The 23,376-nt window shown below is 45.7% G+C and carries 18 protein-coding genes; 11 read left to right on the top strand and 7 right to left on the bottom strand.

Translation table 11 applies throughout. The annotated features are described in order from the left end of the window. The first annotated feature begins 218 nt into the window (after window positions 1-218). From ACFI6L_RS12910 to ACFI6L_RS12900, 3 genes are all read left to right on the top strand, one after another. Window positions 219-1,859, top strand: coding sequence for an endonuclease (locus tag ACFI6L_RS12910; RefSeq protein WP_278346950.1), 1,641 nt, complete (start codon window positions 219-221; stop codon window positions 1,857-1,859). 212 nt (window positions 1,860-2,071) lie between these two features. Then, entirely contained in the window at window positions 2,072-2,995 is a 924-nt protein-coding gene (locus ACFI6L_RS12905) for a DUF808 domain-containing protein (RefSeq protein ID WP_278346951.1), read from the top strand. A 372-nt stretch (window positions 2,996-3,367) separates the two neighbouring features. Next, complete coding sequence (locus tag ACFI6L_RS12900; RefSeq protein ID WP_462574153.1) at window positions 3,368-3,652, top strand: hypothetical protein; 285 nt, start codon at window positions 3,368-3,370, stop codon at window positions 3,650-3,652. A 267-nt stretch (window positions 3,653-3,919) separates the two neighbouring features. Here ACFI6L_RS12900 and mrcB read toward each other — a convergent pair whose 3' ends face one another. Continuing rightward, a complete protein-coding gene (gene mrcB / locus ACFI6L_RS12895) occupies window positions 3,920-6,271 on the bottom strand; it encodes a penicillin-binding protein 1B (RefSeq protein ID WP_278346952.1) in 2,352 nt (783 codons plus the stop codon). Between the two features lie 267 nt (window positions 6,272-6,538). Here mrcB and ACFI6L_RS12890 point away from each other — a divergent pair, with 267 nt between their 5' ends. Beyond that, window positions 6,539-7,822 (top strand): lytic murein transglycosylase, encoded by a 1,284-nt coding sequence (locus tag ACFI6L_RS12890; protein ID WP_462574152.1) that lies wholly within the window; start codon window positions 6,539-6,541, stop codon window positions 7,820-7,822. Window positions 7,823-7,898: 76 nt separating this feature from the next. On the opposite strand, the gene ACFI6L_RS12885 is transcribed toward ACFI6L_RS12890, so the two are convergent. Both ACFI6L_RS12885 and hrpB read right to left on the bottom strand, forming a co-directional pair. Further along, window positions 7,899-8,723, bottom strand: a complete 825-nt coding sequence (locus ACFI6L_RS12885) for a DUF4198 domain-containing protein (RefSeq protein ID WP_462574150.1) — start codon at window positions 8,721-8,723, stop codon at window positions 7,899-7,901. A 194-nt stretch (window positions 8,724-8,917) separates the two neighbouring features. Continuing rightward, entirely contained in the window at window positions 8,918-11,614 is a 2,697-nt protein-coding gene (gene hrpB / locus ACFI6L_RS12880; RefSeq protein ID WP_462574149.1) for an ATP-dependent helicase HrpB, read from the bottom strand. Window positions 11,615-11,770: 156 nt separating this feature from the next. Here hrpB and thpR point away from each other — a divergent pair, with 156 nt between their 5' ends. Both thpR and purU read left to right on the top strand, forming a co-directional pair. Further along, the gene (gene thpR, locus ACFI6L_RS12875) at window positions 11,771-12,424 is read left to right on the top strand and encodes an RNA 2',3'-cyclic phosphodiesterase (RefSeq protein WP_039225120.1); all 654 of its coding nucleotides are present in this window, start codon (window positions 11,771-11,773) and stop codon (window positions 12,422-12,424) included. Window positions 12,425-12,609: 185 nt separating this feature from the next. Further along, on the top strand, window positions 12,610-13,464 hold the full coding sequence (gene purU / locus ACFI6L_RS12870) for a formyltetrahydrofolate deformylase (RefSeq protein ID WP_014947992.1): 855 nt from the start codon (window positions 12,610-12,612) through the stop codon (window positions 13,462-13,464). A gap of 111 nt (window positions 13,465-13,575) precedes the next feature. Here the strand turns inward: purU and ACFI6L_RS12865 are convergent, their stop codons facing one another. Next, a complete protein-coding gene (locus tag ACFI6L_RS12865; protein ID WP_039231117.1) occupies window positions 13,576-14,016 on the bottom strand; it encodes a hypothetical protein in 441 nt (146 codons plus the stop codon). 130 nt (window positions 14,017-14,146) lie between these two features. After that, window positions 14,147-14,665: a YgjV family protein gene (locus ACFI6L_RS12860; RefSeq protein ID WP_014947990.1), complete on the bottom strand. Its 519-nt coding sequence runs from the start codon at window positions 14,663-14,665 to the stop codon at window positions 14,147-14,149. Here ACFI6L_RS12860 and ACFI6L_RS12855 point away from each other — a divergent pair. From ACFI6L_RS12855 to ACFI6L_RS12845, 3 genes are all read left to right on the top strand, one after another. Next, the gene (locus tag ACFI6L_RS12855) at window positions 14,664-14,849 is read left to right on the top strand and encodes a hypothetical protein (protein ID WP_462574148.1); all 186 of its coding nucleotides are present in this window, start codon (window positions 14,664-14,666) and stop codon (window positions 14,847-14,849) included. The two genes, ACFI6L_RS12860 and ACFI6L_RS12855, sit on opposite strands and share 2 nt — an antisense overlap. Window positions 14,850-14,918: 69 nt before the next feature. Further along, window positions 14,919-17,108 carry a M3 family metallopeptidase gene (locus ACFI6L_RS12850; protein ID WP_462574147.1) on the top strand — a complete coding sequence of 730 codons (2,190 nt, stop codon included), beginning with the start codon at window positions 14,919-14,921 and terminating at the stop codon, window positions 17,106-17,108. Between the two features lie 408 nt (window positions 17,109-17,516). Then, a complete protein-coding gene (locus ACFI6L_RS12845; RefSeq protein ID WP_462574146.1) occupies window positions 17,517-19,427 on the top strand; it encodes a methyl-accepting chemotaxis protein in 1,911 nt (636 codons plus the stop codon). 60 nt (window positions 19,428-19,487) lie between these two features. Here the strand turns inward: ACFI6L_RS12845 and ACFI6L_RS12840 are convergent, their stop codons facing one another. Then, window positions 19,488-20,075 carry a hypothetical protein gene (locus ACFI6L_RS12840; protein ID WP_014947986.1) on the bottom strand — a complete coding sequence of 196 codons (588 nt, stop codon included), beginning with the start codon at window positions 20,073-20,075 and terminating at the stop codon, window positions 19,488-19,490. A 139-nt stretch (window positions 20,076-20,214) separates the two neighbouring features. Here ACFI6L_RS12840 and ACFI6L_RS12835 point away from each other — a divergent pair, with 139 nt between their 5' ends. Next, window positions 20,215-20,370: a hypothetical protein gene (locus tag ACFI6L_RS12835; protein ID WP_462574145.1), complete on the top strand. Its 156-nt coding sequence runs from the start codon at window positions 20,215-20,217 to the stop codon at window positions 20,368-20,370. On the opposite strand, the gene ACFI6L_RS12830 is transcribed toward ACFI6L_RS12835, so the two are convergent. Then, window positions 20,348-21,199 (bottom strand): hypothetical protein, encoded by an 852-nt coding sequence (locus ACFI6L_RS12830; RefSeq protein WP_075177786.1) that lies wholly within the window; start codon window positions 21,197-21,199, stop codon window positions 20,348-20,350. The genes ACFI6L_RS12835 and ACFI6L_RS12830 overlap by 23 nt on opposite strands. Window positions 21,200-21,409: 210 nt before the next feature. Here ACFI6L_RS12830 and ACFI6L_RS12825 point away from each other — a divergent pair, with 210 nt between their 5' ends. Beyond that, window positions 21,410-23,227, top strand: coding sequence for a cation:proton antiporter (locus tag ACFI6L_RS12825; protein WP_014947984.1), 1,818 nt, complete (start codon window positions 21,410-21,412; stop codon window positions 23,225-23,227). Window positions 23,228-23,376 lie beyond the last annotated feature (149 nt).

Here is a 23,376-nt window from a genome sequence, read left to right as displayed (position 1 = left end):
CCAACAGTCCATATAAAATAGTACTGATCTCTCGCTTAACTCACCGTTTATTTGCATCTATTTCCTTGCCGTGAACTCAGTACTCTCTGCCGTTAGATTAAGCACTTTTATTCATTTTGTCACAAATACGTGCAATATTTGATACGCCTAGGAAGGCGTCGAACACTACATTTAAGGAACAAATATACATTTAAAATAAAGACAATAACGGAAAATAAATGAATATAAACTTACGTCAAATAGTCGGCTTGGCAGGTGCGTTGTTACCCGCTATCGCCATGGGTCAGGTCTCCAATGGAGACTTTGAAACATGGACGTCTGGCGCACCTAATTCATGGTCAACTATCGACTCCGGCATTAGTGTAGCTGAAAACTCGGTCTACTCATTCTCGGGAAGCAAGTCTGCTGCAGTTACCGTCAATACGACAACGCAAGGTTCAACTGACTTCCGTCAGACAATCAATGTAACCGCCGGTCAAAATTATGAATTTTCAGTGAGGCTATATCACACTGAAGGTGCTGTAAAAGCACGCCTATATGTAGACGGTTATCAAGGTTATTCTGACAACTCATTAACTGGAAACTGGCAACAGCTTACTTTCTCTTATTCCGCTACAGCGTCAAAAGAGATTGAGGTGGGGTTACGCTTTTATGATCAGACTGGCTTTGATGGGTCAGAAACCGTCTATGTAGACGCATTCGAGCCGACTACGCTTGGGTCAGGTGGCAATAACGGCGGTGGGAGCACGTGTGCTAGCCATTCAGGCGTATTGAACTTAACTACCGACAATTACGGCAGTGAAACCAGTTGGCAAATAACTAACGCAAACAACCAAGTTGAAGCCTCTGGCAGCAGCTACGCTAGCAACCAAAGTTATACTGAAGCGGTTTGCCTTACTGATGGAGAATATACCTTTACCATTAGTGATGCCTATGGCGATGGAATCTGCTGCTCCTATGGCTCTGGCAGCTATAACTTGCTAATAGAGGGCGTGTCTGTTGCTAATGGCGGTTCTTTCGGCGCGAGTGAAAGCACCAACTTTAGCGTTGGCACAACGAGTGGTGGTGGCAGTGGTGGTTCATCAGAACTCACTGGTTACTATGCAAGTGCCAACGGTCTGTCAGGCTATACGTTAAAAACCGAGCTTTACAACATTATCAAAAATCATAATACACAAAGCTATGGCGACCTTTGGACATTCTATATTTCATACACAAGCGACAGCTACTATGAAAATGACGGCTCCATTTTGGACATGTATTCAGAAAAACCAAATGGTAGTGACGCTTACAGCTACACGGCTGGTTCTGACCAGTGTGGCAGCTATAGTGGAGAAGGCAGTTGCTATAACCGCGAACACGCCTTCCCGCGCAGCTGGTTTGGCGGTGCAGTCTCGCCAATGAATACTGATGTTCATCACGTTTTTGCAACCGACGGCTACGTTAACGGTCGCCGAAGTAGCTATCCGTACGGTGATGTCGCAAGTGCTACTTATACGTCATCGAATGGTTCCAAACTGGGCGCGGGCTCTTCTGCTTCTGGTTATACAGGCACCGTTTTTGAGCCCATCGACGAGTTCAAAGGTGACTTCGCTAGAGCGTATTTCTACATGGCGACACGTTATGAAAACGTCATTGCAAATTGGGAAACGAATAGCACCTATGGCGACGCAGTGTTGAATGGTACGAGTGATCAAGTATTTGAAAGCTGGTTCTTAACTCTGCTGTTAAGCTGGCATTCTCAAGATCCTGTAAGCCAAAAGGAAATCGATAGGAATGACGCTGCCTTCAATTTCCAGAACAATAGAAACCCTTTCGTTGATCATCCAGAACTGGTGAACAGCATTTGGGGTAATTAACTTCAACATGAGAAGAGCACGAGCGTGTTCTTCTCAACTCACACTTCCTCTGATTTCGCATTTTCTGTTGGTGATAGCCCTGAAAACTGTCTAAAAAGAACTGTGATTTATCGGCATTATTCCTGATTGTATATCACCCATGTTTTAAGTACGCTAAGCTGCTATTTACTGGGGATTACTCTAACTGTAATACATAACAAAGGATATTCGACGTGGCCGCAGCTAACTTACTTGCCCTACTTGATGATATAGCAACGTTAATGGACGACATCGCAACCATGTCGAAAGTCGCGGCGCAAAAAACAGCGGGCGTCTTGGGCGACGATTTAGCGGTAAACGCCGACCAGGTCCAAGGCGTTAAAGCAGACCGAGAGCTACCTGTTGTATGGGCAGTAGCAAAAGGCTCACTTTTTAATAAAGCAATATTGGTTCCTGCGGCATTAGCCATCAGTGCTTTTGTGCCCTCACTTATAACCGTCCTTTTGGTACTGGGCGGGTTATATTTATGTTTTGAAGGTGCAGAAAAACTGCTGCACAAATATCTTCCCCACGAAGATGAAGAAAAAACACGAGAAGCCAGAATAGAAGCGCTTACCCACGAAGATGTGGATATGGTAGCGTTTGAGAAAGATAAAATTAAAGGCGCTATACGCACCGACTTTATACTGTCTGCTGAAATTATTGTAATTGCATTAGGCACAGTGACCGATGCAACACTTACTACGCAAATTGGTGTACTAGTAGCACTAAGCTTAGCGATTACCCTTGGCGTTTATGGGCTGGTAGCGGCACTAGTTAAAATGGACGATGTTGGGCTTTACATGCTTCGCAAGTCGTTAACAGGTTCAATGAACACCCTTCAACGATTTATTGGCAGAGCGTTATTAGTTGCCGCCCCCGCATTAATGAAAACCCTTGCGGTTGTAGGCACTGTTGCTATGTTTTTAGTCGGTGGTGGCATCCTCACACACAGCATTGGCTTTTTGCACGTTATTACCGACTGGTTTACCGCACTTATCCCAGACGCATCGCTGGTTATGTCTATACTTGCTGATGGTGTTGTTGGTATTGCTGCTGGTGTAATCATTGCGCTAGTAGTGACAATGCTTTCACAATTTAGAAGTAAAGCGTCCTAGACCTATTCACTCTTTTATACATTGGCGGCGCCGCTCTTCTTTATAGACCTGCGCCCCTATTTCTGACCTTTCTCATGGTCACCAGTGTCGCTGCGCAAGTGTTAAAAATTTTGCGTTAGTCATTTTGACCACCTCTACATTAAATTCGCTAAATTTTAGTATTTCTTTAATTCCTCAATTCCACCTTTATTTTTCAATAAAAGTTAAAATTCATTAAATTCATATACTTACCTTATTTTTACGAGTTGGCACATCCCTCGCTATAAACTAATTGTTAATTGATAACGACTTATTATCGAAACCTTTAGCAACATGATAGCTGCCACGCAGTATGTTCAAGTGCAGTGTCTAACTTAATTTTTGGAGATTACTATGTTTATCGGTCGCAAAACTTTCACTGCACTAACTTTAGCAACTAGCGTATTGGGCGCATCAGCGTTCGCTGACGACACTCAGAACAACATTGTTTCGCATACAGATTTTATCGTTGAAAGCGCCATGCATGACGTAAAGCAGAACTTGGACCTAGACGTGACTTATGACGTGTTAACTGCAAGCCATACGTTTGAGCCAGAAGTAGAAGAAGCAAATGCATTGGTTGCTGACATCACTATTACGCCGATTGAGCCTATCAACTCAGACGATAACGACGCATAAGGAGAATGCACATGTTAACCGCCGCAACCCTATTTATGGTGGTACTCGGACCGGTTATTGCGTTTGTAGTCAGTGCGCTGGTGTTTTCGACAGCGCGCCTATTCCTTCAGAAAGGTCACTGAAAACGCAATAAAAACAAATAGGAACCTAACCGACTACCGCTAAAAGATTTGCCTTCCCTGGGCCTTTTACTCCAGAGGGAGATAGAAAGCACGGACTGTATCCCAGCCAAGTGATTGTGTTTTCTATCTTCTTACTGGAGTTTTTTTATCCGAATATCCGTTCCCACCAGCTTTTATCATCCTTGTCGCTGTCTTTGTCTACGGGACGGCCTGAACAATCTTGTTGAGGTGGAGGAAGCACATCCAAAATAGCCGGTACGCTTAAACTCCCAGCACATCCTGCAACCACAACCGCGCCGGTCTTGGCGTCAAAATGTGCAATGCCTAAGCCTTTTGGGAAACGCCTTGATAATGACTTGGGTGACTGAGATTTCATGTAGTTTATAAAGACGGGCAAGGCCCCACCTGCACCGGTCAAATTAACCGGTTGGTTGTCATCATTGCCTACCCAAACCGTAACCACATTGTTTCTATCGAAGCCACTAAACCAGCTATCGCGGTAATCGTCTGTGGTGCCCGTTTTGCCAGCCATATTTACATTACCAAAATTCCAACCGATGCGCTTCGCAGTACCTTCGGTGGTTACTTTATACAAGGCATAGTTGAGCAAATAGGTTGCCGCTTCATCGGTGCGCTGAGCAAAAAACTCCGCCTTTTTCCAAAGCAACGCGTTATCTGCTGTTACTACAGAAGTTACCGTATGAAGAGGTATGTAACGCCCATCATTTGATAAGGTCTGGTACATTTGGTTTGTACTAAATGGTGTCAATTCAAAAGCACCAAGGGTCAACGACGGTACTTTATCTACGGGGGTGGTTACCCCTAATCGCTCTATCGTATCGGCTAGCGCATCAAGCCCTATCTGCATGCCTAAATTAACCGTAGGTATATTTAAAGACTCGACTAGCCCTTGAAGTAAAGGCACCTGGCCTCTGAACTCTTTATCGTAGTTTTGCGGCGACCACGTTTTTCCATTTCGACTTTCAAGGATAATGGGCTCGTCTTTAAGCGGCGTTGCCAGGTTAAATTGTGTAGGATCTTCTAGTGCGGTTAAGTAAACCGCAGGTTTAATCAACGAGCCTATTGGGCGTTTTGCGTCTAGTGCTCGGTTAAAGCCTTTGAACGCAAAGTCTTTTCCGCCAACGATAGCGCGTACTTCACCACTTGCACTATCTGTGACTACCATTGCGCCCTGTAATGGCACTTTCCTGTCTTTTTGCAAACCGTCTAGCGTACCCGACAATGCACTTTCAGCGCGGCGCTGGGCTACGATATCAAGTGTTGTAAACACTTTTACGCCCGAATCTCTTAAGCTAGGCTCAGCCAGAATTTCATTGAGTTCCCGACGAACCTGCTCCATGAAAGCTGGGTGTTTACCGCTTGCCAAGCTAGCCCCACTGGCGAGCCCTAACGGCATATTCACAAAACGTTCGTAGTCTTGACGACTAATTTCATTTTCATCAAACAGCATGCGCAACACTAAATCACGACGCTCTTTAGTGCGCTCAGCATATTTGCGTGGGTTGTAATAAGATGGGCCTTTAATAATAGCAACCAACGTGGCTATTTCGGGCGTACTTAGCTCGTTAGCTGGTCGGTCAAAATAGAAATAGCTGGCAAGTCCAAAACCATGTACGGCCATATCGCCATTTTGCCCCAAAAACACTTCGTTTAAGTACGCTTCAATAATTTCGGATTTGCTGTAACGGGCATCAATGATCACCGCCATAATGGCTTCTTTTGCCTTACGCACAATGGAACGCTCACGGGTTAAAAACATGTTTTTAACCAGCTGCTGCGTTAGCGTACTGCCGCCTTGAACCGTTCGTCCGGCTGCAATGTTAGCCATTAGAGCCCGCAATATTGAAAGCGGCGCAACGCCATGGTGATTATAAAAATTGCGGTCTTCCACCAAGGTTAGCGCTTTTGGCAGCATGTCAGGAATGGTGTCTAACGTTACCAGCATACGGTCTTCTTGAGACCCGCTTGTCATGCGCGTCACTAACCAGGGTTCTAGCTTTGCAGAACCATACGGGCGGCCTTGCGACTTGTCATAAATTTCCCCAATACGTGCACCTTCCCACGTTATCACTAAATGACGCAGAGGCTCTGCGCCTTCTGGAAACTGAAACGCACGGCGCTGCACAGTCAGCACCTTATTTTGATAGCTATATTCACCGCTGCTGTCGGCAAAGGTTACCTTGCGGTAGCCCAGCAAATTGAGCTCATCAATGACTTCTTGGGGCGTTATCTCTTCACCTTTGCTGATTTCCAACGGACGGGCAAAGATCTGCGCGGGAACTTCCCATTTATTTCCAGAGAACGCATGCTTAATTTGGGCGTCAAGGTAGAAGGCATAAGCCCCTAGCACAACCAAACCAATAAGAGTGACTCGCCAAAACAGTTTGAAAAACCACGAGCGATTGGCCGAGCCTTTGCCATTGCTTGATGCTTTACTTTTTGAAGATGGATTGTCTTTTGTCTGTCTTTTTGCCACGTGAAAACGCCATGAAGATCATTGAGGATGACATCGCACATATTGCGATATGGATTTAACGAACGCCTTTAAAACGTTAGTTTTAATAGTATCAACATTACCATTCGGGCCGCCTCTCAACAACTGTTTCCAAATATGCACACTACGAATTTGTATACCTCGGAAACGTCCCATGGCGCTAATATGTTGAAGGACTAAAATGAATTTTACTCGCGTTTCACGGTCACAATGCGATAGCATGCTGGCAAGTAACACAGGAACCGTACTATGCGCTTAGCTTCATTTAAGTCTTCTTTTTTCTCTACTCGTTCGCCTAAAGGGGCCAAGTCTTACGCCTCATTTCTTCGACCGTCACTTCGCACGTCTATGGCGCTGCTTCTCGCGGGTGCGACAATGAATTCAGCGCTAGCCAATGAACAATTCGCTAGCTGCACCGCAGCGCTTGCTGATAAAGCCAAGCAGGAAGGGGTTAGCCAGCAGACTATCGATGATGTGTTTCCTCGTCTTGTTCACCAAGAACGTGTGATTGAGCTAGACCGAAGCCAACCAGAATTTGTACAAACCTTTCCAGGGTACTTCAGCAAGCGCGTTACCGACTGGCGTACGGAAAAAGGTAAAGAGATGTATGCAAAGCACGACAAGCTTTTGCATAAGCTAAGTGAAAAATACGGCGTGCCTCCTCATTATCTGCTCGCTTTTTGGGGGCTAGAAACAAACTTTGGCTCTTACAAAGGCAAAATGCCGGTACTCGATTCGCTTGCCACTTTAGCGTGTGATAAGCGACGAAGCACCTACTTCACCCAAGAGTTTCTTGTTGCTGTGAAATTGATGGAGCGAGAGAAGCTGCAAAAAGAAGACATGATTGGCTCGTGGGCCGGTGCAATGGGGCACACCCAATTTATGCCTTCGGCCTATACCCACTATGCTATTGATGGCGATGGCGACGGACAAGTAAACTTGTGGGCAAGTGAAGAAGATGCGTTGTCTTCTGCGGCAAACTTTCTTGCCAACTTGGGTTGGGAGCGCAGCTTCCGCTGGGGTCGTGAAGTGCAACTGCCTGAGAACTTTGACTATCAAGAGTCAGGCTATAAAAATAGAAAATCTCTCAGTGAATGGCACGCCCAAGGCGTGAAAAAAGCTGATGGTTCTGAGCTGGGCGAAGGCGACACTACCGCCTATGTTATTGTGCCTGCTGGTCATAACGGCCCCGCCTTTATCGCCTACAAAAACTTCCGCGTTATTATGCGCTGGAACAACTCAGAGTTTTATGCCATTGCCGTGGGTGTATTGGCCGACCGCATCGCTGGCGCGTCTGGCATTAAAGCCACGTTACCTGATCTACCTGCGTACAATCGCAAAGATATTATTGCCCTTCAAAGCAAGCTGAATGATTTGGGCTTTGATGTGGGTAAGCCTGACGGCATTATTGGCCCCGCCACCCGCGAAGGCATTCGCAATTACCAAATTAGTAACAACATGATTGCAGATGGTTTCCCAGGACTTGAAGTGATGGCTGCACTTAATATCGACCTTGAAACGACGACTTCTTAAATTTCATATATGCTGCGCCATTTCTGGCGCGCATTCACTGTTTGGTATTTTCAGTGGCCTACAAGGTGTATACCACTCACTTTGTTGGTGACTGAAAGTACTCAAACGTTAGGCTTGAAAAATAGGTTTCGAAATCTGCTGCCGCGCTATTTGTAAGTGGGACTCCCCAAACTGTATTCAGAATTACAGGTCCTTCGACGTCAAATTTAAATGTCGCCTTGCCCTCACTATCAGTTTTAACCGCTTGCTCTTTAGCGCTGTGATCAACCAAGGAATACGCATCAATAAGCGCGTTACTCAAAGGCTTACCTTTAAATAATACCTGAACAGATAGCGTGTTTCCTGCAAGCTTGTAAGGATGTTCAAGAGGCACTATTTCCAATGTGTGGCCAATGGGTTTTAATACGTTGTTCGTTACCGCGTCACCAACTTGCACAATGGTTTTCGCCTTTCTAGAGTACAGCTCTTTGCCGGCGATGTCGTTTTGTCCCCTCGCCTCGCGGTGCGCCAACACCTCAGTTAAGCCTTCTTCTTTTGCATACTGATTAAACTTCTTCGCTTTTAATGTGCTTGTGGCGTGATAGCTTTCAAACCCTATGACGTGAGTACCGGATGGGAGCTTGGTTGTTTTTGCCATGCCCGGCAGCATTGAGGTTTTAGGTACAACACTAGCAGCCATATCAGTTACACCGTCAAAAGAGTAGGTGCGCAACGCGACTATTCTATCCCATGCAAGGTTCCAATGAGAGGTATCTTCCTTATGAGCCACTTTAAACTGCAATGCCAGCGAATTCGGTTCTTGAGAACGATATGCTGTGGGTTCTAGCCAAAAATCGTGAGCTTGAACGTTAATTGAAGTAGCAAATAAAAAAGCAGCAGTGGCAATACAAGATAGTTTCATTGCGTAGTTTAACCTGTAAATAAGAGTGAGGTTTCATACTCCAACTTAGCGCAAGTTTCAGCGCACGACCACTGTCGTAAAAAACATACTGTGTACGAAACTGGCATAAAGGAAAATGGCGTATAGATACTTCTCTTGTTTAAAATAAATAAAAATCACCTGAAAACGATGGTTTGTGTAGCCGTATCAGCGCGCTACATATGCTTTTTTGTTTTGCTGGTCGGCGATGCATTTGCGGGGTCATCTGGCCAAAAGTGCTTTGGATAGCGCCCCTTCATTTCTTTTTGTATTTCCTTATAACTGCCATGCCAAAAGGCGGCTAAATCACTGGTGGTTTGTAATGGCCTACCTGCTGGCGACAGCAGCTCACATACAACGGTAATTCGCCCACCCGCTATCGTTAATGGCGTGCCTTGAGAATATAACTCTGGCATTTTGACCGACAGCACCACATCTCCATTATCGCGATAATCCAGGCTAGCCTCTCTGCCCGTTGGAATAGTCACGTGAATTGGCAAGAGTGTGGCTAAGGCATCTTGCTGAGGCCAAGAAAGACCATTATTCAAGGCTGTTTTCCACGGTAACTGCTTAAGGTTTTTGATGTTTTTACAGTTTTTTAAGACGGGCGCTAAACTGTCTTTGGCCTGGTGCACGAGAGCGTTCAATGACAACGGCCACGGATCGGGTTCATCGAAGGCTTTGTCTTGTGGCAAATTGAGCTTCCCAGCCATTGCCACTCTTCGCCACCATTGCCAGTCTGCGTCAGAAAGCGGCCAGCTTGATAGAGGAAGTGCATCAAGATAGGCGAACCATGCGTTGCATAACGCATCATCCCAGAATGCTTGTTCACGACTTTTTTCCTGTCCAGAAACCGGTGTGCTATTTAACGTTATCTCATAAAAGCCCGTACTTACTCTGGCTTCCATTACCCCAGTATCGCTGTTAAGAATAACGCTGCGCTTTTCTTTGAACGCGTCAGGAAAGGCTAAACGCAACCAGCTTTCAGGCACTGACTGTGCCAAGCGTATTGCCACCGTGCTTTTTATCAGCTGCCCGTCGAGCACTGCCAGCCATGGTCCATCGCCATTTTCGCTCTCATTAAAAATGGACGCACTACCAGCAGCAGTGAGCTCTGCACCTTTGCCACTTGCCAGTTTGTATTCGACTATACCGGTCTTAGGCTTACCATTTGTTGTATTCGAGCTCTCTGCCGATTTATCTGACGCACTGCGCCTATAGCCCACCTGCAAAGGAAATGCGATAGCGATACAAAGCCCAAGGGCTTGCTCGTCTAGTTCGTTAATATCAGGCTTAAAGCGTTGTGCTTTTCCATCATTATTTTGCACGTAGCGCGCATAACGGGTAGCTTGCTGTGTAAGCTGACTGCGCGTGTTGCTATTGGCGTGGAGCAGCGCATCCATGACATTTGTTGCGCCACCTACACTGATATTACTCTCGCTAAGAGCCACAACAAAGGGAGCAGCGTGGCGAAGCGCGTCGTTGTCATCAGCACAAAGCCCATCAATCCCTTGTTTAACGGTGAGTAATAAATGGGATAAGTGAGGTTGACAAGGTAACTGGGCCAACGCTCTTCCATAGGGAGTAATGCTGGATTGTGAGATAGCATTAACTCGCTGAAGCTTTTGTTGTGCAACCTGCTGCTGCGCTTGTGTAGGCTTCGTCAACAATGCCAAGGTATCTGGGCTACTGCCCCAGGCCAAGGTATCAAGCAAAAAGCTACTTAAGTCTTCCTTTTCAATTTGCGCCGCATTGTGTTTGGCCAAACGCTCGAAGCTGCTTTTGCTACACAAACGATAGCAGGTTCCGGCCATTACACGCCCCGCGCGCCCCGCTCTTTGAACGGCGGATGCTTGCGAAATGCGCTGCTGGGTAAGCGCAGTTATGTCACTGGACGGATGATACTGAGCACTGTTTTCCCATAGGCTATCAATAACCACCGTCACGCCTTCAATGGTAAGACTCGTTTCAGCAATATTGGTAGATAATATGATTTTTCGTCTGCCTTGCGGGTCTGGCGTAATAGCGGCTTGTTGCACAGATTTACTTAACGCTCCATAGAGCATGTGAACGGCCATGTCCGCACTCTCAGCTAACCCTTTTATTTCTTTGGCAACAGCATTGATGCTTCCTCGCCCAGGAAGGAAAACCAAAATATCACCGTCGTGTTCGCCTACGACCTGCTTTATGATATTGCAGGTTTTGGGTACTAACTCATGCGCCTGTACATCTTGTGTGTAGCGGATGTCAACGGGAAACATGCGCCCTTGCGTATTCAAGTTTACCACTGGCGGCACGCTATGCGCATTGAGCAACATTTGAAGGGGTGCTACATCCAAGGTAGCCGACATTACAACTAATCGTAAGTCATCGCGAAGCCCCGACTGTACCTCAAGCGCTAGTGCCAAACCGAAGTCACTGTGAATACTGCGTTCATGAAATTCATCGAAGACAATAGCAGCTACCCCAGCAAGCTCAGGGTCTTGCTGAATCATGCGAGTCAGGACCCCTTCAGTTATAATCTCAAGCCGAGTGGCAGACGATGTTTTCGACTCCCCCTTAATGCGATAGCCAACCGTTTCGCCCACATTTTCATTTAATTGCCTAGCTAAATAGTCCGCAAGGTTTCTCACCACCACGCGCCGTGGCTGCATAAGTAATATTTTTCCTTTAAGCGATGATTTCAGCAGTGACAAAGGAAGTACGGTGGACTTTCCCGCGCCCGGAGGAGCCCCTATGATGACGTTGCTAGCGGCTACAGCTTCTTCAAGCTGCGTAACGAGTTCATAAGCGGGTAAGTGAGAAAACGGCTGTAACATAAAGGGCATAAAGGTGTTATAAGTTGATGGGTATAGTGTACCTGATTTGAGCAATGCACCCGAACATCACTGCTATTTTTTTAAATTTGGCAAATAGCTCAATACTTGCGTCTTGTTTTGGAAATCGCAGGTAGCGCCATGATAAACTTAGGTTTGTATGGACATTAACGTGATGTACAAGCTAAAGGGCAAATTAGAAGGAGGAAAGCTATGCGAAGCTTTATTGGTTTAGATCTTAGCGCCACAGAAAAACTTGCTCTAGATAGCTGGCGCCAACAGGCATTGCCTGAAGTTATGCCCCGGCAATGGGTAAAAAGCGAGTCTACCCGTTCTCGCAAGTCTACCAAAGCGCGCTACGACAACACCAATAGCCAAGGGCCCGCGCAACCGTACGCAGTGCCGGCGGCGAACTTCCACATAACGCTTAGCTTTTTAGGTGAGATAAATCATCGGCAGCACGAAGCGTTGGTGTATGAACTCGATCAGCTTGTGAGCGAACCCTTTTCTCTAACCCTCGATGCGACGGGATTATGGAACGGTCCTAAGATACTCTTCGCTTCGCCGACAGATGCGCCAAAGGCGCTAGGTGAACTCGCCAAATTGTCGCGAAAAGCAGCCCGCAAGGCGGCAATAGAGGTAGAAAGCAGAGAATATAAGCCTCACGTTACGCTTGTTAGAAAGGCTACGTCGAGCTTGCCTCTTCCACTTTACAGCCCCAATGTAGACGTTCACGTTTCGGCATTTCACCTTTTTGAGTCTGTCTCTACACCGCAAGGGGTAGTCTACCCTATCCGCCAGTCTTGGCCGTTGAAACACAATATGTCGGTAAGAGAAAAGCTGCGCCGAGGGATAACCGACGAGTAAAGGCAAACGCAATACCGTGCTGACTTGGGTAAACTGATGTCCATTTGACTCGCACCTTTTGAGCTTAAGACCTCGTGTGATTATGAGTTATAGCAATTTAAGCTGGTTTAAAGTAGCGCGCCGCCTTTACAACGCATGGCGGCACAGGTAAAAAGAAAGCCTGTTTTTTTATTCAAACTGCCCAAATGCAACAAACATTTAGATTAGTAATAGACTGCCCAGACCAAATTGGGCTCGTTGCCAGCGTGTCGCAATTTTTGGCCGACCATAACGCTACCATCGTTGAAGCAAGCCATCACACTGACTTACAAACCGGCCGCTTTTTCATGCGCCATGAAATTAGCACCGACTCGCTAAAGTTAGATCATCAAAGCTTTGTTAAAGAATTCACCCCGCTTGCTAACGAATATCAGATGAACTGGAAGCTGAGCGACTCCAGCAAAAAACAGCGCGTCGCTCTGCTTGCCAGCCTTGAGTCTCACTGTTTAGTTGACCTGCTTCACCGCTGGCACACAGGCGAACTACACTGTGATATTCCGGTTATTATTGGCAACCACCCACAAATGAAACAATTTGCAGACTGGTACAAAGTCCCTTTCCATTGGGTAGACTTTAAAGCGTTAGGGAAAGAAGCCGCTTTTGCGCAAATCACGACTTTACTTCAAGAATACAAAATTGATTTGACCGTGCTTGCCCGCTTTATGCAGATTTTACCTGATACGCTTTGCCAAGAATTGCAAGGTAAAGCCATTAACATTCACCACAGCTTCTTGCCGAGCTTTGCAGGTGCTAAGCCTTACCAGCAAGCCTATGATCGCGGCGTAAAGCTAATCGGCGCAACCTGTCACTACGTAACTAAAGATTTAGATGAAGGCCCTATTATTGAGCAAAGCGTTAAGCGTATTAGTCACAGCGACAGTGCAGCTGATATGGTGCGTAAGGGTAAAGATTGTGAAGTAACGGCATTAGCTCATGGCGTGCGCTACCACTTAGAAGACCGCGTGATTATTCATAGAAATAAGACCGTGGTGTTTGCGTAAGTCTTTACAGTGATAAATTAAAAAAGCCCGCGAGTAAACATTACTTTCGGGCTTCTCTTTACACTGTTTTTCGCTCTACACTTTTTTTGCTTTACACTTTTTTCGCTTTATTTAGACATTCTTTTTTACGTTGTTAAATCCATCATCACCTAGCACCACTTGAAGTCTCGCTTTTATTACGGCTTCCTTATGAGGATAGTGAAAGTCAAACCCTTTACCGTTGCCGCTTTCCAAAATGACTCCAAGGTAATGGTGAGAAAAATTAAGCGCATAGATAGTATTGGCGTTCACCCTGAGGGGCTGGCGATCAAGTCCCTGTAAAAAATGAAACACCACAAAATCACCATCTTTTTCTATCAATTTTTCAATGGGATATCTATTACCGAAGCGCCTGCTTCTTAAATAAGAGAAAAAGCCTATACATAGCCCAACACTACCTAGGGTAGCCGCTAGTTTAACTTCACCTTCTGCAGTGATATTTAAAATAAAAAGAGCCAGTAGAAACACTGGAACACCAAGAAATAGTGCCTTGTCGATGGGTTTGCGTTGCATCGTCTTCCCTGTGAAATTTTGATTCCCTTTAAAGACGCAATAAATCACAAAGCGGCTATCGTTTCAATACGTCCACTTTCTTGTCATTAGGTTAGTGCAGTTATCGGTCTGACATGAACTACTTTACGCTTCAAACAGGGCTGGTGCGCATGGCACGTCTTAGCTTCATGTAATACCACAGGTTCGAGGCTGCAAACAGGGCTTCAGTAATGGCTAATCCCCACGTTTGCGTAATTATTCCGTACGCAGTGAAGTTGATGGAGCCAATGATCATGCATACCCTTAAACCCGCTTCCTTACAGTGAAGTTCACCAAACCGGTATGCCATAAAAGTTAACACCGGCATAGCTTCAACTAACGATGTTTTACCGGTTAGGTTATTCACCGTCAGCACAATAACCATCATAGAGATTAATGTAATGTAGGTTGCCACAGGAGACAGTAGTTTTTGTTTTATTAAACGATAACTGGTACTCAGCCCTGCCACCGTAATTACTACGGCTCCTCCCCACGCTTGCTCGAAAACCAAAAGTGAGCCAATAGCAATACATAACCCTAAATTCAGTAGCAGTAATTTACGTTCAGTGTTCGACCAAAAGGAGGCCAAAGCGAATGCAACGGGAAACGCGTGAAGAAGTAATTCAAACATGATGATCACAGTAAAAAAGTCAGTGGTTTACGAGCTGTGGAAGACAGCTATTCAGAACGCGCGCAGTGTAATTTCCAACCAGCGTAAAGCCAATCAAAATTTGACCAATTTCGACGAATTGCATATCAGCGCGATTTCTCTTCAAACCGCTGTGCTGCAAGGAATTACGTTAAAGAGCATTTAACTTATTTTTACATTATCTTAAGATGGTTTTTGTCATAAAACGTATAGATAAAAACAGACAGGAAAACTCATGGGTAAATTTAAATCATCACTCACCGCTATGGCGGTTGTGGTTGCACTCGGTGCATGTTCAGAACAAAAAGCACCTGAGACCACCAGCACAGATGTACAAAATACAGCGACATCTCAACAAGCACAGTTTGATAACGTGCTGCTTCAAGAGTTTAAAGGCCCGTACGGTGGCGTGCCTGCTTTCGATAAAATGAATTTGGAAGATTTGAAGCCTGCGCTAGAAAAAGCCATGGAACTGAATCTTAAAGAGATCGAAGCCATCGCAAATAACGAAGCGCCACCAACGTTTGAAAACGTCATTGTTGAAATGGAGCGCGCAGGTGCAGAGCTTGGACGCGTATTCACGTATTACGGCATTTGGAGCTCAAACAAGTCTAGCCCTGAATTCCGCGAAATTCAGGCCGAGATGTCACCAAAACTGTCAGCTTTCTTCACTCAAATTACGCAAAATGAAAAACTCTTTGAAAGAGTGAAAACGGTGTACGAGTCTGATGAACTGAAATCGCTCACGCCAGAAGAACAGCGTATTACGTGGATGACTTACAACAGCTTCGCGCGCAACGGTGCAACGTTAGATGGCGAAGCGAAAAAGCGCTATGCTGAAATTAACCAAGAACTTGCTACGCTGCACACCAAGTTTTCTAACAACGTGCTAGCAGACGAAGAAAACTACGTTACTTATATTACTGAAGACCAGCTTGACGGCCTACCCGCTTCGTTTGTAAAGGCAGCTAAAGCGGCAGCAGAGTCTCGCGGCGAAGAAGGTAAGTATGCGATTACCAATACGCGTTCGTCTATGGACCCGTTCTTGACCTACTCAACCAATCGTGAGCTTCGCGAAAAAGTATGGCGTACTTACTACAACCGCGGTGACAATGCCGACGAGTTTGATAACAATGACATTATCAAGCGCATCCTAACCCTTCGAGATGAGCGCGTTGAGCTGTTAGGTTACGAAAATTACGCACAGTGGCGTTTAGAAGATCGTATGGCGAAGAACCCAGAAAACGCCATGGATCTGATGATGAAAGTATGGCCTGCCGCTATTGCTCGCGTTGAAGAAGAAGTGGCCGACATGCAGGCCATTGCCAATGAAGAAGGTGCAGACATCACTATTGCGCCATGGGACTACCGCTTCTATGCAGAAAAAGTGCGCCAAGCGAAGTACGACCTAGATTCAAACGAAGTAAAGCAGTACTTACAGCTTGATAAGCTGCGCGAAGCGATGTTTTACGTTGCAGGTCGCTTGTTCAACTTCAACTTCACACCTGTTGAAGAAGGCAAAGTACCCGTTTTCCACGAAGACGTGAAAGTATGGGAAGTAACTGACAAAGACAGCGGTGAGCATATCGGTCTTTGGTACCTTGACCCATTCTCACGCCAAGGTAAACGCTCTGGTGCTTGGGCAACGACGTATCGCTCTTACACCACGTTCGATGGCAAGAAGACCGTATTGTCTTCAAACAATTCGAACTTCGTGAAAGGTGCTGATGGCGAAGCTACACTTATTTCGTGGGATGATGCTGAAACCTACTTCCATGAATTTGGTCATGCTCTTCACTTCTTAGCGTCTGACGTAGAATACCCGTCTTCGCATTCTGGCGTACGCGATTACACTGAGTTCCAGTCTCAGTTATTAGAGCGCTGGTTGACCACCGATGAGGTAATCAACAACTATCTGGTTCACCATGAAACAGGCGAGCCAATTCCAGCAGAACTAGTTGAGAAGATTAAGAAGGCCTCAACCTTCAATGAAGGCTTCAAAACCACTGAGTACATGGCTTCTGCCATTATGGACCTGAAGTATCATACTACCGATCCTAGCAAGATTGACCCTGATACTTTTGAGCGCGAAGAGCTTAAGAAGCTTGGTATGCCAGAAGAAATCGTTATGCGTCACCGTTCACCTCACTTCGGTCACGTGTTCTCGGGTGAAGGTTATGCTGCGGCCTATTACGGCTACATGTGGGCAGAGGTTCTTACTGCTGACGCAGCAGAAGCCTTTATGGAAGCACCGGGTGGTTTCTACGATAAAGAAGTAGGCGATCGCTTAGTGAAATATCTATTCGCCGTACGTAACGCAATGGATCCAGCTGAAGCATATCGCAAGTTCCGTGGTCGTGACGCCAAGGTAGACGCATTGATGCGTGACCGTGGTTTCCCTATTCCTAAGGAAAGCAAAGAGTAAGTTAACGCACTTACCCTTCCTAGGTCCTGTTGTTATTCGCTCTACATCAAAGAGCAACAGGCCCTAGCTGTGGCTAATTAAATATTTAGCTTCAGTACGCCATTGGCCCTCTTGTTTTCTTCGTAAAGCAGAGGGCTTTTTTACAACTGACGTTTTTGTAAAGCCTCATCTTTCTATTGACCTATTGGTCAATTATGCTTCACAATCTCTTTGCCCCAGCAAAAAGTATAAACTTTGCAGGGAAAAGGTCGATAACTTGTCTGCGCTTAAAAAATAAAAATAGCACTAGCGTAAGAATCAGAGAGTAGTACTGACCCGCCTAGGACTCAGTATCAGACGTTGCTGTGCCTGCAATGCCACGTCACCCTTGATCATAAATTTCAGCATTAACTTACGTGGTCGAAAGTCATGACTTTCAGTATAAAACAAAAACTCATTATTTCTCTTATTGTGGCGGTGCTCGCTGCTGCTATTCTTGTAGGTTCTATTAGCCAATGGATTGCCCGTGATCTCGTTAAAGAGAACATGGAAGAACTTCAGCTTCCTTCATTACTTAAACAGGTTGGTAACCGAGTGGACAGGGAAGCAAGTGTAATGCTTACCGTTGCTCACGGCATTGCTTCTAACCCCGACATTCTTGCCTGGTCTTCGGCAGGCGCAGATAGCGCTGGCGAACGCCGTCTCCTTAGCTATTTAAGTAATATCGTTGAATTTAACGATTTAACGGTAGCCTCATTTGTAGACAGAACCACCTACAAATATTGGAACCAAGATGGTTTCTTGCGGGTGCTACAAAACGATGAATTTGATGGGTGGTTTTTCGCTTACAAAAATAGCGGCGAACCAATTTCACTAAGCCTATACAACGAACCGGGTCAAGGTTACCGACTTTTTGCGAATTACCAGCAAGTAAACGGCAGAGGTATGTCGGGTGTCGCTAAATCGGTCGATGAGCTGCTAGATATCATCAATGCGGTGAAAATTGCGCAAACCGGCTTTGTCTTTCTTGTTGACGGAAACGGCACCATTATCGCGCATCCCAATACCGAGTTATTAGGAAAGGCTAAGTTAGCGTCCATAAGCGATTCAAGCACATCAGGGCAACTACTCAATCGTCAGAGCTTTGCTATGGCCACCAGCAACGCGGCAGGTGACACGCAACTGTTTGCCAGTACCTATGTGGAAAAAGCCGGTTGGTATGTGGTTGCACAAGTACCTGAGCATGAGCTCTACGCATCGCTAAATGCAGGCAGCCGCCAGATTATTATTTGGGCTTTGGTGATAGCAGGCGCTTTCGCACTTATTGGTATTTGGCTAGCAGGCACGCTTACCAAGCCACTTGAATCACTGGCCGATGTTTTCCAGCAGCTTGGCAGAGGACAAGGCGACTTACGCTCTCGTATTACTATGCCAGAACAAAAGGAAATTGCCCGATTAGTGGAAGGGTTCAATAACTTTATTGATCACCTTCACGGCACCATTTCGCAAGTGGCGAAAACAAGTCACGCACTAAAGGCGTCAGCACAAGATGTTGCGAAGCAGTCTCATCAAACAGAAAACTCAACCAAGAGCCAGCGCGATCAAACCTTACAGGCGGCAGCCGCGCTAACAGAAATGGGCAGTACGGTAAATGAAGTAGCCCAGTCAGCTACCCATGCTGCGCAAAATGCGAATATGGCTACAACTAATTCCGCTCACGGTCGAGAAATTACCCAACGTGCAGTACACGCGATAAACGGTCTTTCGGGTCAAATTCAAGATGTGTCTCGGGTTATTCAATCGCTAGATGAACACACCGCAGCCATTGGCGGTATCCTCGATACAATTCGAGGTATTTCAGAGCAAACCAATTTACTTGCGCTAAATGCTGCTATAGAAGCAGCTCGGGCTGGCGATCACGGCCGAGGCTTCTCAGTCGTTGCTGATGAGGTGCGAACACTTGCACAACGTGCCGCTCAAGCGACTGATGAAATACAGGTGAAGATCGATAAGTTCCAGCAAGACTCTAAATCTGCCGTTTCGCAAATGGAATCAAGTCGAGCACGCACAACCGATGTGGTAACCGCAACCAATGAAATAGACAAATTGCTTCAAGATATCGCCGAAGAGATTGCTCACATTAATGATGTGAACACGCAAGTGGCGACGGCTACGGAAGAGCAAGCCACGGTGGTTGAAGATATCAGTCGAAACATTAATGACATTAGTGCATCAAGTGAAGAAACCCTGAATGCGACTAAGATATTGGTTAGCGTGAGTGACAAGCTCGATGAACTGGCGCAAGAACTCTCGTCTGAAGTGAGCAGATTTAAGCTTTAAGTTTACTTATGCCTTATGAATGGCAAAGCGGTGAGATAACACAACCTTATGCGCCACCATTTAGAAAGTGATGGCGTATTCTACTTTTACTTGATTGTCACGGCTGGAGCGCCATGGCAATTGCATTGATGCTCCTTCACTTTCCCACGACTCTCTCATAGCTCCAACAGTAAGAAGGTGCTTGTCTTCCTTGAATGGGATTTCTACATAAAGGCCTGCTGATGTACTGGTAGGCAGACGAATTGTATCGGCAACCGGAATGCTCATCTCATGACGGGGGCGTACTTTATGGCTTAACCCCAACCTATAATCACCTCTATCCCACCAGCTAACCACTTCAAATTCGTGGCTTCTGACACGCTGAGACATAACACCGTAGTCAAGCAACCCTTTGTTGTAATGGACAATGGCTTCAACGTTAAACATTGGCGCCAGTTTTTGGCTAAATGCAAGTTGATACTGCTTTTGTTTGCAGCCTTTGAACTTAATTTTATTCTTAGTGAGAGTTAGGGAAAACGTATCGTCACTGTCTGAATATTTGTTGAGCCATTCTTGTGCCTTTTCGACCACAGAGGCATTAGCTGCACCCGCCAATAAAAAACATGGACAAAAGCACATTGCTAAAAAGGACTGGTTTAAACGTCTCATTTTTCGCTGCCTCTCAAATTGTGGTTGGCTACAACTTATTCGATCACAATTTCAGTATAGACAGGAATGTAGGCAGTTGGGTATTAGCCATTTTACTAACATCGACTAAAAGATAACTTTAAAAGAACAGCGGCTGACAATGAAAGAGCGCTTATTCTCAACCGTGAATAAGCTTGGGGGATTGGCTACCGGACTTCAATCAGCTCGCCTTATTATGGCGTTGCTCGTTACGGCGTTACCTGTTTTGGCGCTACTTGTTATGGCGCTATTTGTTATGGCATTACTCTGGCGCTAGACAACGATGCTTTGCGCCCTTCAGTAGCTTCTTCGCTGAACCAATATGTGCCGCTATTATCCACGCATATGCCTTCAACTTGTTTATATTGCTCAAGCGGCCATACATCAAGAAGGGCAAAGTCGCTCGATACTTGAGCCATGAAAGTGGCAAAGTTTCCAAAAGGATCTGATTTGTAGCCGGTGATAACAAACCTATTTTGGTGCTGATCGAAGTCTACCCCAGTTACCACGCCCGGCAGTCCATCAATGGACGCAAACGTACTAATGGTTTGCTCAGCTTCGTCTTCGTTCACTTTATAGATATGAGTTATACCAGTTTTCCAACTTTTAGAAAAAAGAAGCAGGTCATCGCCATGCTTAACCATCGCCTCTGAGTCGAAATCATGTGCATAAGGAATGTTATTCGAAGCGTCGTTACCCTCGTATTTCAACGTAATAGAGGTGATGTCATTCACATTTGAGCGGTTTACTTTATGTATTTCGACCTGCTCTCTTTTGCCTTTATTGTTTCCCACATCCGCAATGTAAAACGATGAAGCGTCAGCGGTTATTGCTTCCCAGTCTTTATTGGTGAGCGGTAAGCGCGTTCGTTCAATAATTTCACCCTGGTAATTTATACGATAAATGACGGGAGCATTACCTGAGTCATTTAATGAATACATGCCGTCCGTTTCGCAAAATAGACCCGATGTTTCTGAAAGTTCTTCCGGCAACTCAACGATATTTTCTATTTGTAACTGTGCAGAAGGGATGGGATATTGAACTGCGCATGCCGATGCTAGTACAAGCGATGCTGATAAAGCCGCGAATTTAAAGTGAGTGTTCAATGAAAGGCTCCGAAAAGAACGATAAGTGACGAATAATATCAAACCTACCCACTCTCTAACATGCATTTTAGTGCGCTAAATAAGGTCTATTGGTCTAAACTTTTAGCCCAAGCGTATATCGCTATAAACATAGGTTGGCCTAAAGTCTCTGTATGACAAATGTTTAGGCTGATATACCATGGAATAATATCAACACGTTAAGGACTCACTTTGTCAGACCCGCTTCTTTCACTCGTTGCAGTTGGATTGCTGTCAATTACCTGCCAATACTTAGCCTATAAGGTTAGGCTCCCTGCTATTTTACCGTTGTTAATTGTCGGTATTGTGGTTGGCCCTGTTTTTGGCGTGCTCAACGCGGACGACTTATTCGGTGATTTGCTGTTTCCTGTCGTTTCTCTCTCTGTTGCCATTATTCTTTTTGAAGGGTCACTGACGCTGAAGTTCAGCGACATCGCGGGTCACGGTAACATGGTTCGAAACCTTTGCTCTGTGGGCGTGGTTGTAACCTGGCTTGTCGCAGCCACTGCAGCGCACTACAGTCTTGATCTTACTTGGCAGCTATCCTTCCTATTCGGAGCCATTGTTACCGTAACAGGCCCAACGGTTATAGTGCCCATGCTCAGAACCGTGCGACCGAAAACGAATTTGGCCAATATCTTACGCTGGGAAGGGATTGTCATAGACCCTATCGGCGCTCTGCTCGCCGTACTGGTTTTCGAGTTTATCGTTGCATCGCAAGAAACCGCCATTACCCATACGCTAATAGCGTTTGGCAAAACCATTGGAATTGGCTCCGTACTTGGTCTCGCTTCTGGCTATCTGCTTGGTCTGTCTATTCGCAAAGACTGGATACCGCACTATTTGCTTAACACCGCAGTGTTAACCGTTATTCTGGGTGTGTTTGCAGCGTCTAATTATGTTGCGCACGAGTCTGGCCTTTTGGCGGTTACCATATCTGGTATGGTACTGGCCAATATGAAGGACGTAGACGTAGAAGACATTCTTGAGTTTAAGGAAACCCTGAGTGTTTTACTTATTTCAGGCTTATTTATTCTGCTTGCCACGCGTTTGAACTTACAATCGGTAGTGGATGTAGGTTGGGGCTCCATTGTAGTGCTTGCCGCCATTATGTTTGTGGCTCGGCCTTTGTCCGTATTGGCGTCCTCCGTCGGTACCGGACTCAAGTTAAACGAATTAGCCTTGCTAAGCTGGATTGCACCTCGCGGTATTGTTGCAGCGGCGGTATCAGCCCTTTTCTCTTTAAAGCTTGAAGAAATTGGCTATGAAGGCGCGGGTATTATCGTTCCTATTGTCTTTATGGTGATTATTGCAACAGTGGTAGTACAGAGCCTTACTTCACGCACTGTTGCGTCGCTACTTAAGGTGAGAGCGCCTGCGCCAACTGGCTATCTGATTTTCGGTGGCAGTAAATTCAACCGCGCCTTAGCGACGGAAATGATAAATCAAAAGCTAGACGTTACCATTGCAGATACTAACTGGGACGCAATAAGAGAAGCGCGTATGAAGGATATCCCAGTATATTTTGGCAACCCAATGTCTGACCATGCAGCGCGACATCTTGATCTGAATACATTCGGTACCGTGCTGATTATGTCGCCTTATAAACAGCTTAACCCACTTATTGCTTATCACTTTGAATACACGATGGGCAAAGACAAAGTATGGGCGCTGACAAATAACGAACAATCTACGCGACCAAGTCACCAAGTTAGCGAACAATACGCGAAAAAACTTACTCTGTTCGATGAAGGCGTTACTTATGGGTATTTAGCGTCGGCCATTGCCCGTGACTCAATGGTGAAAACCACCCGTTTATCTGAAGAGTTTACTTACGAGCAGTACATAAAACAGTATGGTGAGCGCGCTACACCTCTCATTGCGATCAACGCTGAAGGTAAGAGCTATACTTTTATCAACGGTAACAGTATTCAGCCTAAAGCAGGATGGCGTGTGATTAGCTTGATTGAACCAGAACGAAAAGAAGAAAAAGTAGAAGTGCAAAAGTAAGAAAACCTCCTGCCCACCGGCAGGAGGTCTCTCCCTGGAAAACGCGCAACGCAGTGCCCTTTTTAAAAGGTGCATATTTATTTGGATTTTACTGTTGTTACGCTGTCGCACACTTTATAGCAAGCAGCGAACCAACTTTGACAATCCTT

Source organism: Alteromonas sp. G4i35 (genome assembly GCF_054960375.1).
This window is presented reverse-complemented; position numbering and strand designations above follow the sequence as displayed.

What these genes read in the sequence shown, in the direction of transcription:
- ACFI6L_RS12850 (WP_462574147.1), top strand. Translation starts at nt 14,919, where the DNA reads ATGGGTAAATTTAAATCATCACTCACCGCTATGGCGGTTGTGGTTGCA.
- ACFI6L_RS12890 (WP_462574152.1), top strand. Translation starts at nt 6,539, where the DNA reads ATGCGCTTAGCTTCATTTAAGTCTTCTTTTTTCTCTACTCGTTCGCCT.
- ACFI6L_RS12855 (WP_462574148.1), top strand. Translation starts at nt 14,664, where the DNA reads ATGATGATCACAGTAAAAAAGTCAGTGGTTTACGAGCTGTGGAAGACA.
- ACFI6L_RS12900 (WP_462574153.1), top strand. Translation starts at nt 3,368, where the DNA reads ATGTTTATCGGTCGCAAAACTTTCACTGCACTAACTTTAGCAACTAGC.
- ACFI6L_RS12910 (WP_278346950.1), top strand. Translation starts at nt 219, where the DNA reads ATGAATATAAACTTACGTCAAATAGTCGGCTTGGCAGGTGCGTTGTTA.
- ACFI6L_RS12860 (WP_014947990.1), bottom strand. Translation starts at nt 14,665, where the DNA reads ATGTTTGAATTACTTCTTCACGCGTTTCCCGTTGCATTCGCTTTGGCC.
- purU (WP_014947992.1), top strand. Translation starts at nt 12,610, where the DNA reads ATGCAACAAACATTTAGATTAGTAATAGACTGCCCAGACCAAATTGGG.
- ACFI6L_RS12845 (WP_462574146.1), top strand. Translation starts at nt 17,517, where the DNA reads ATGACTTTCAGTATAAAACAAAAACTCATTATTTCTCTTATTGTGGCG.
- ACFI6L_RS12885 (WP_462574150.1), bottom strand. Translation starts at nt 8,723, where the DNA reads ATGAAACTATCTTGTATTGCCACTGCTGCTTTTTTATTTGCTACTTCA.
- thpR (WP_039225120.1), top strand. Translation starts at nt 11,771, where the DNA reads ATGCGAAGCTTTATTGGTTTAGATCTTAGCGCCACAGAAAAACTTGCT.
- ACFI6L_RS12840 (WP_014947986.1), bottom strand. Translation starts at nt 20,075, where the DNA reads ATGAGACGTTTAAACCAGTCCTTTTTAGCAATGTGCTTTTGTCCATGT.
- ACFI6L_RS12835 (WP_462574145.1), top strand. Translation starts at nt 20,215, where the DNA reads ATGAAAGAGCGCTTATTCTCAACCGTGAATAAGCTTGGGGGATTGGCT.
- ACFI6L_RS12865 (WP_039231117.1), bottom strand. Translation starts at nt 14,016, where the DNA reads ATGCAACGCAAACCCATCGACAAGGCACTATTTCTTGGTGTTCCAGTG.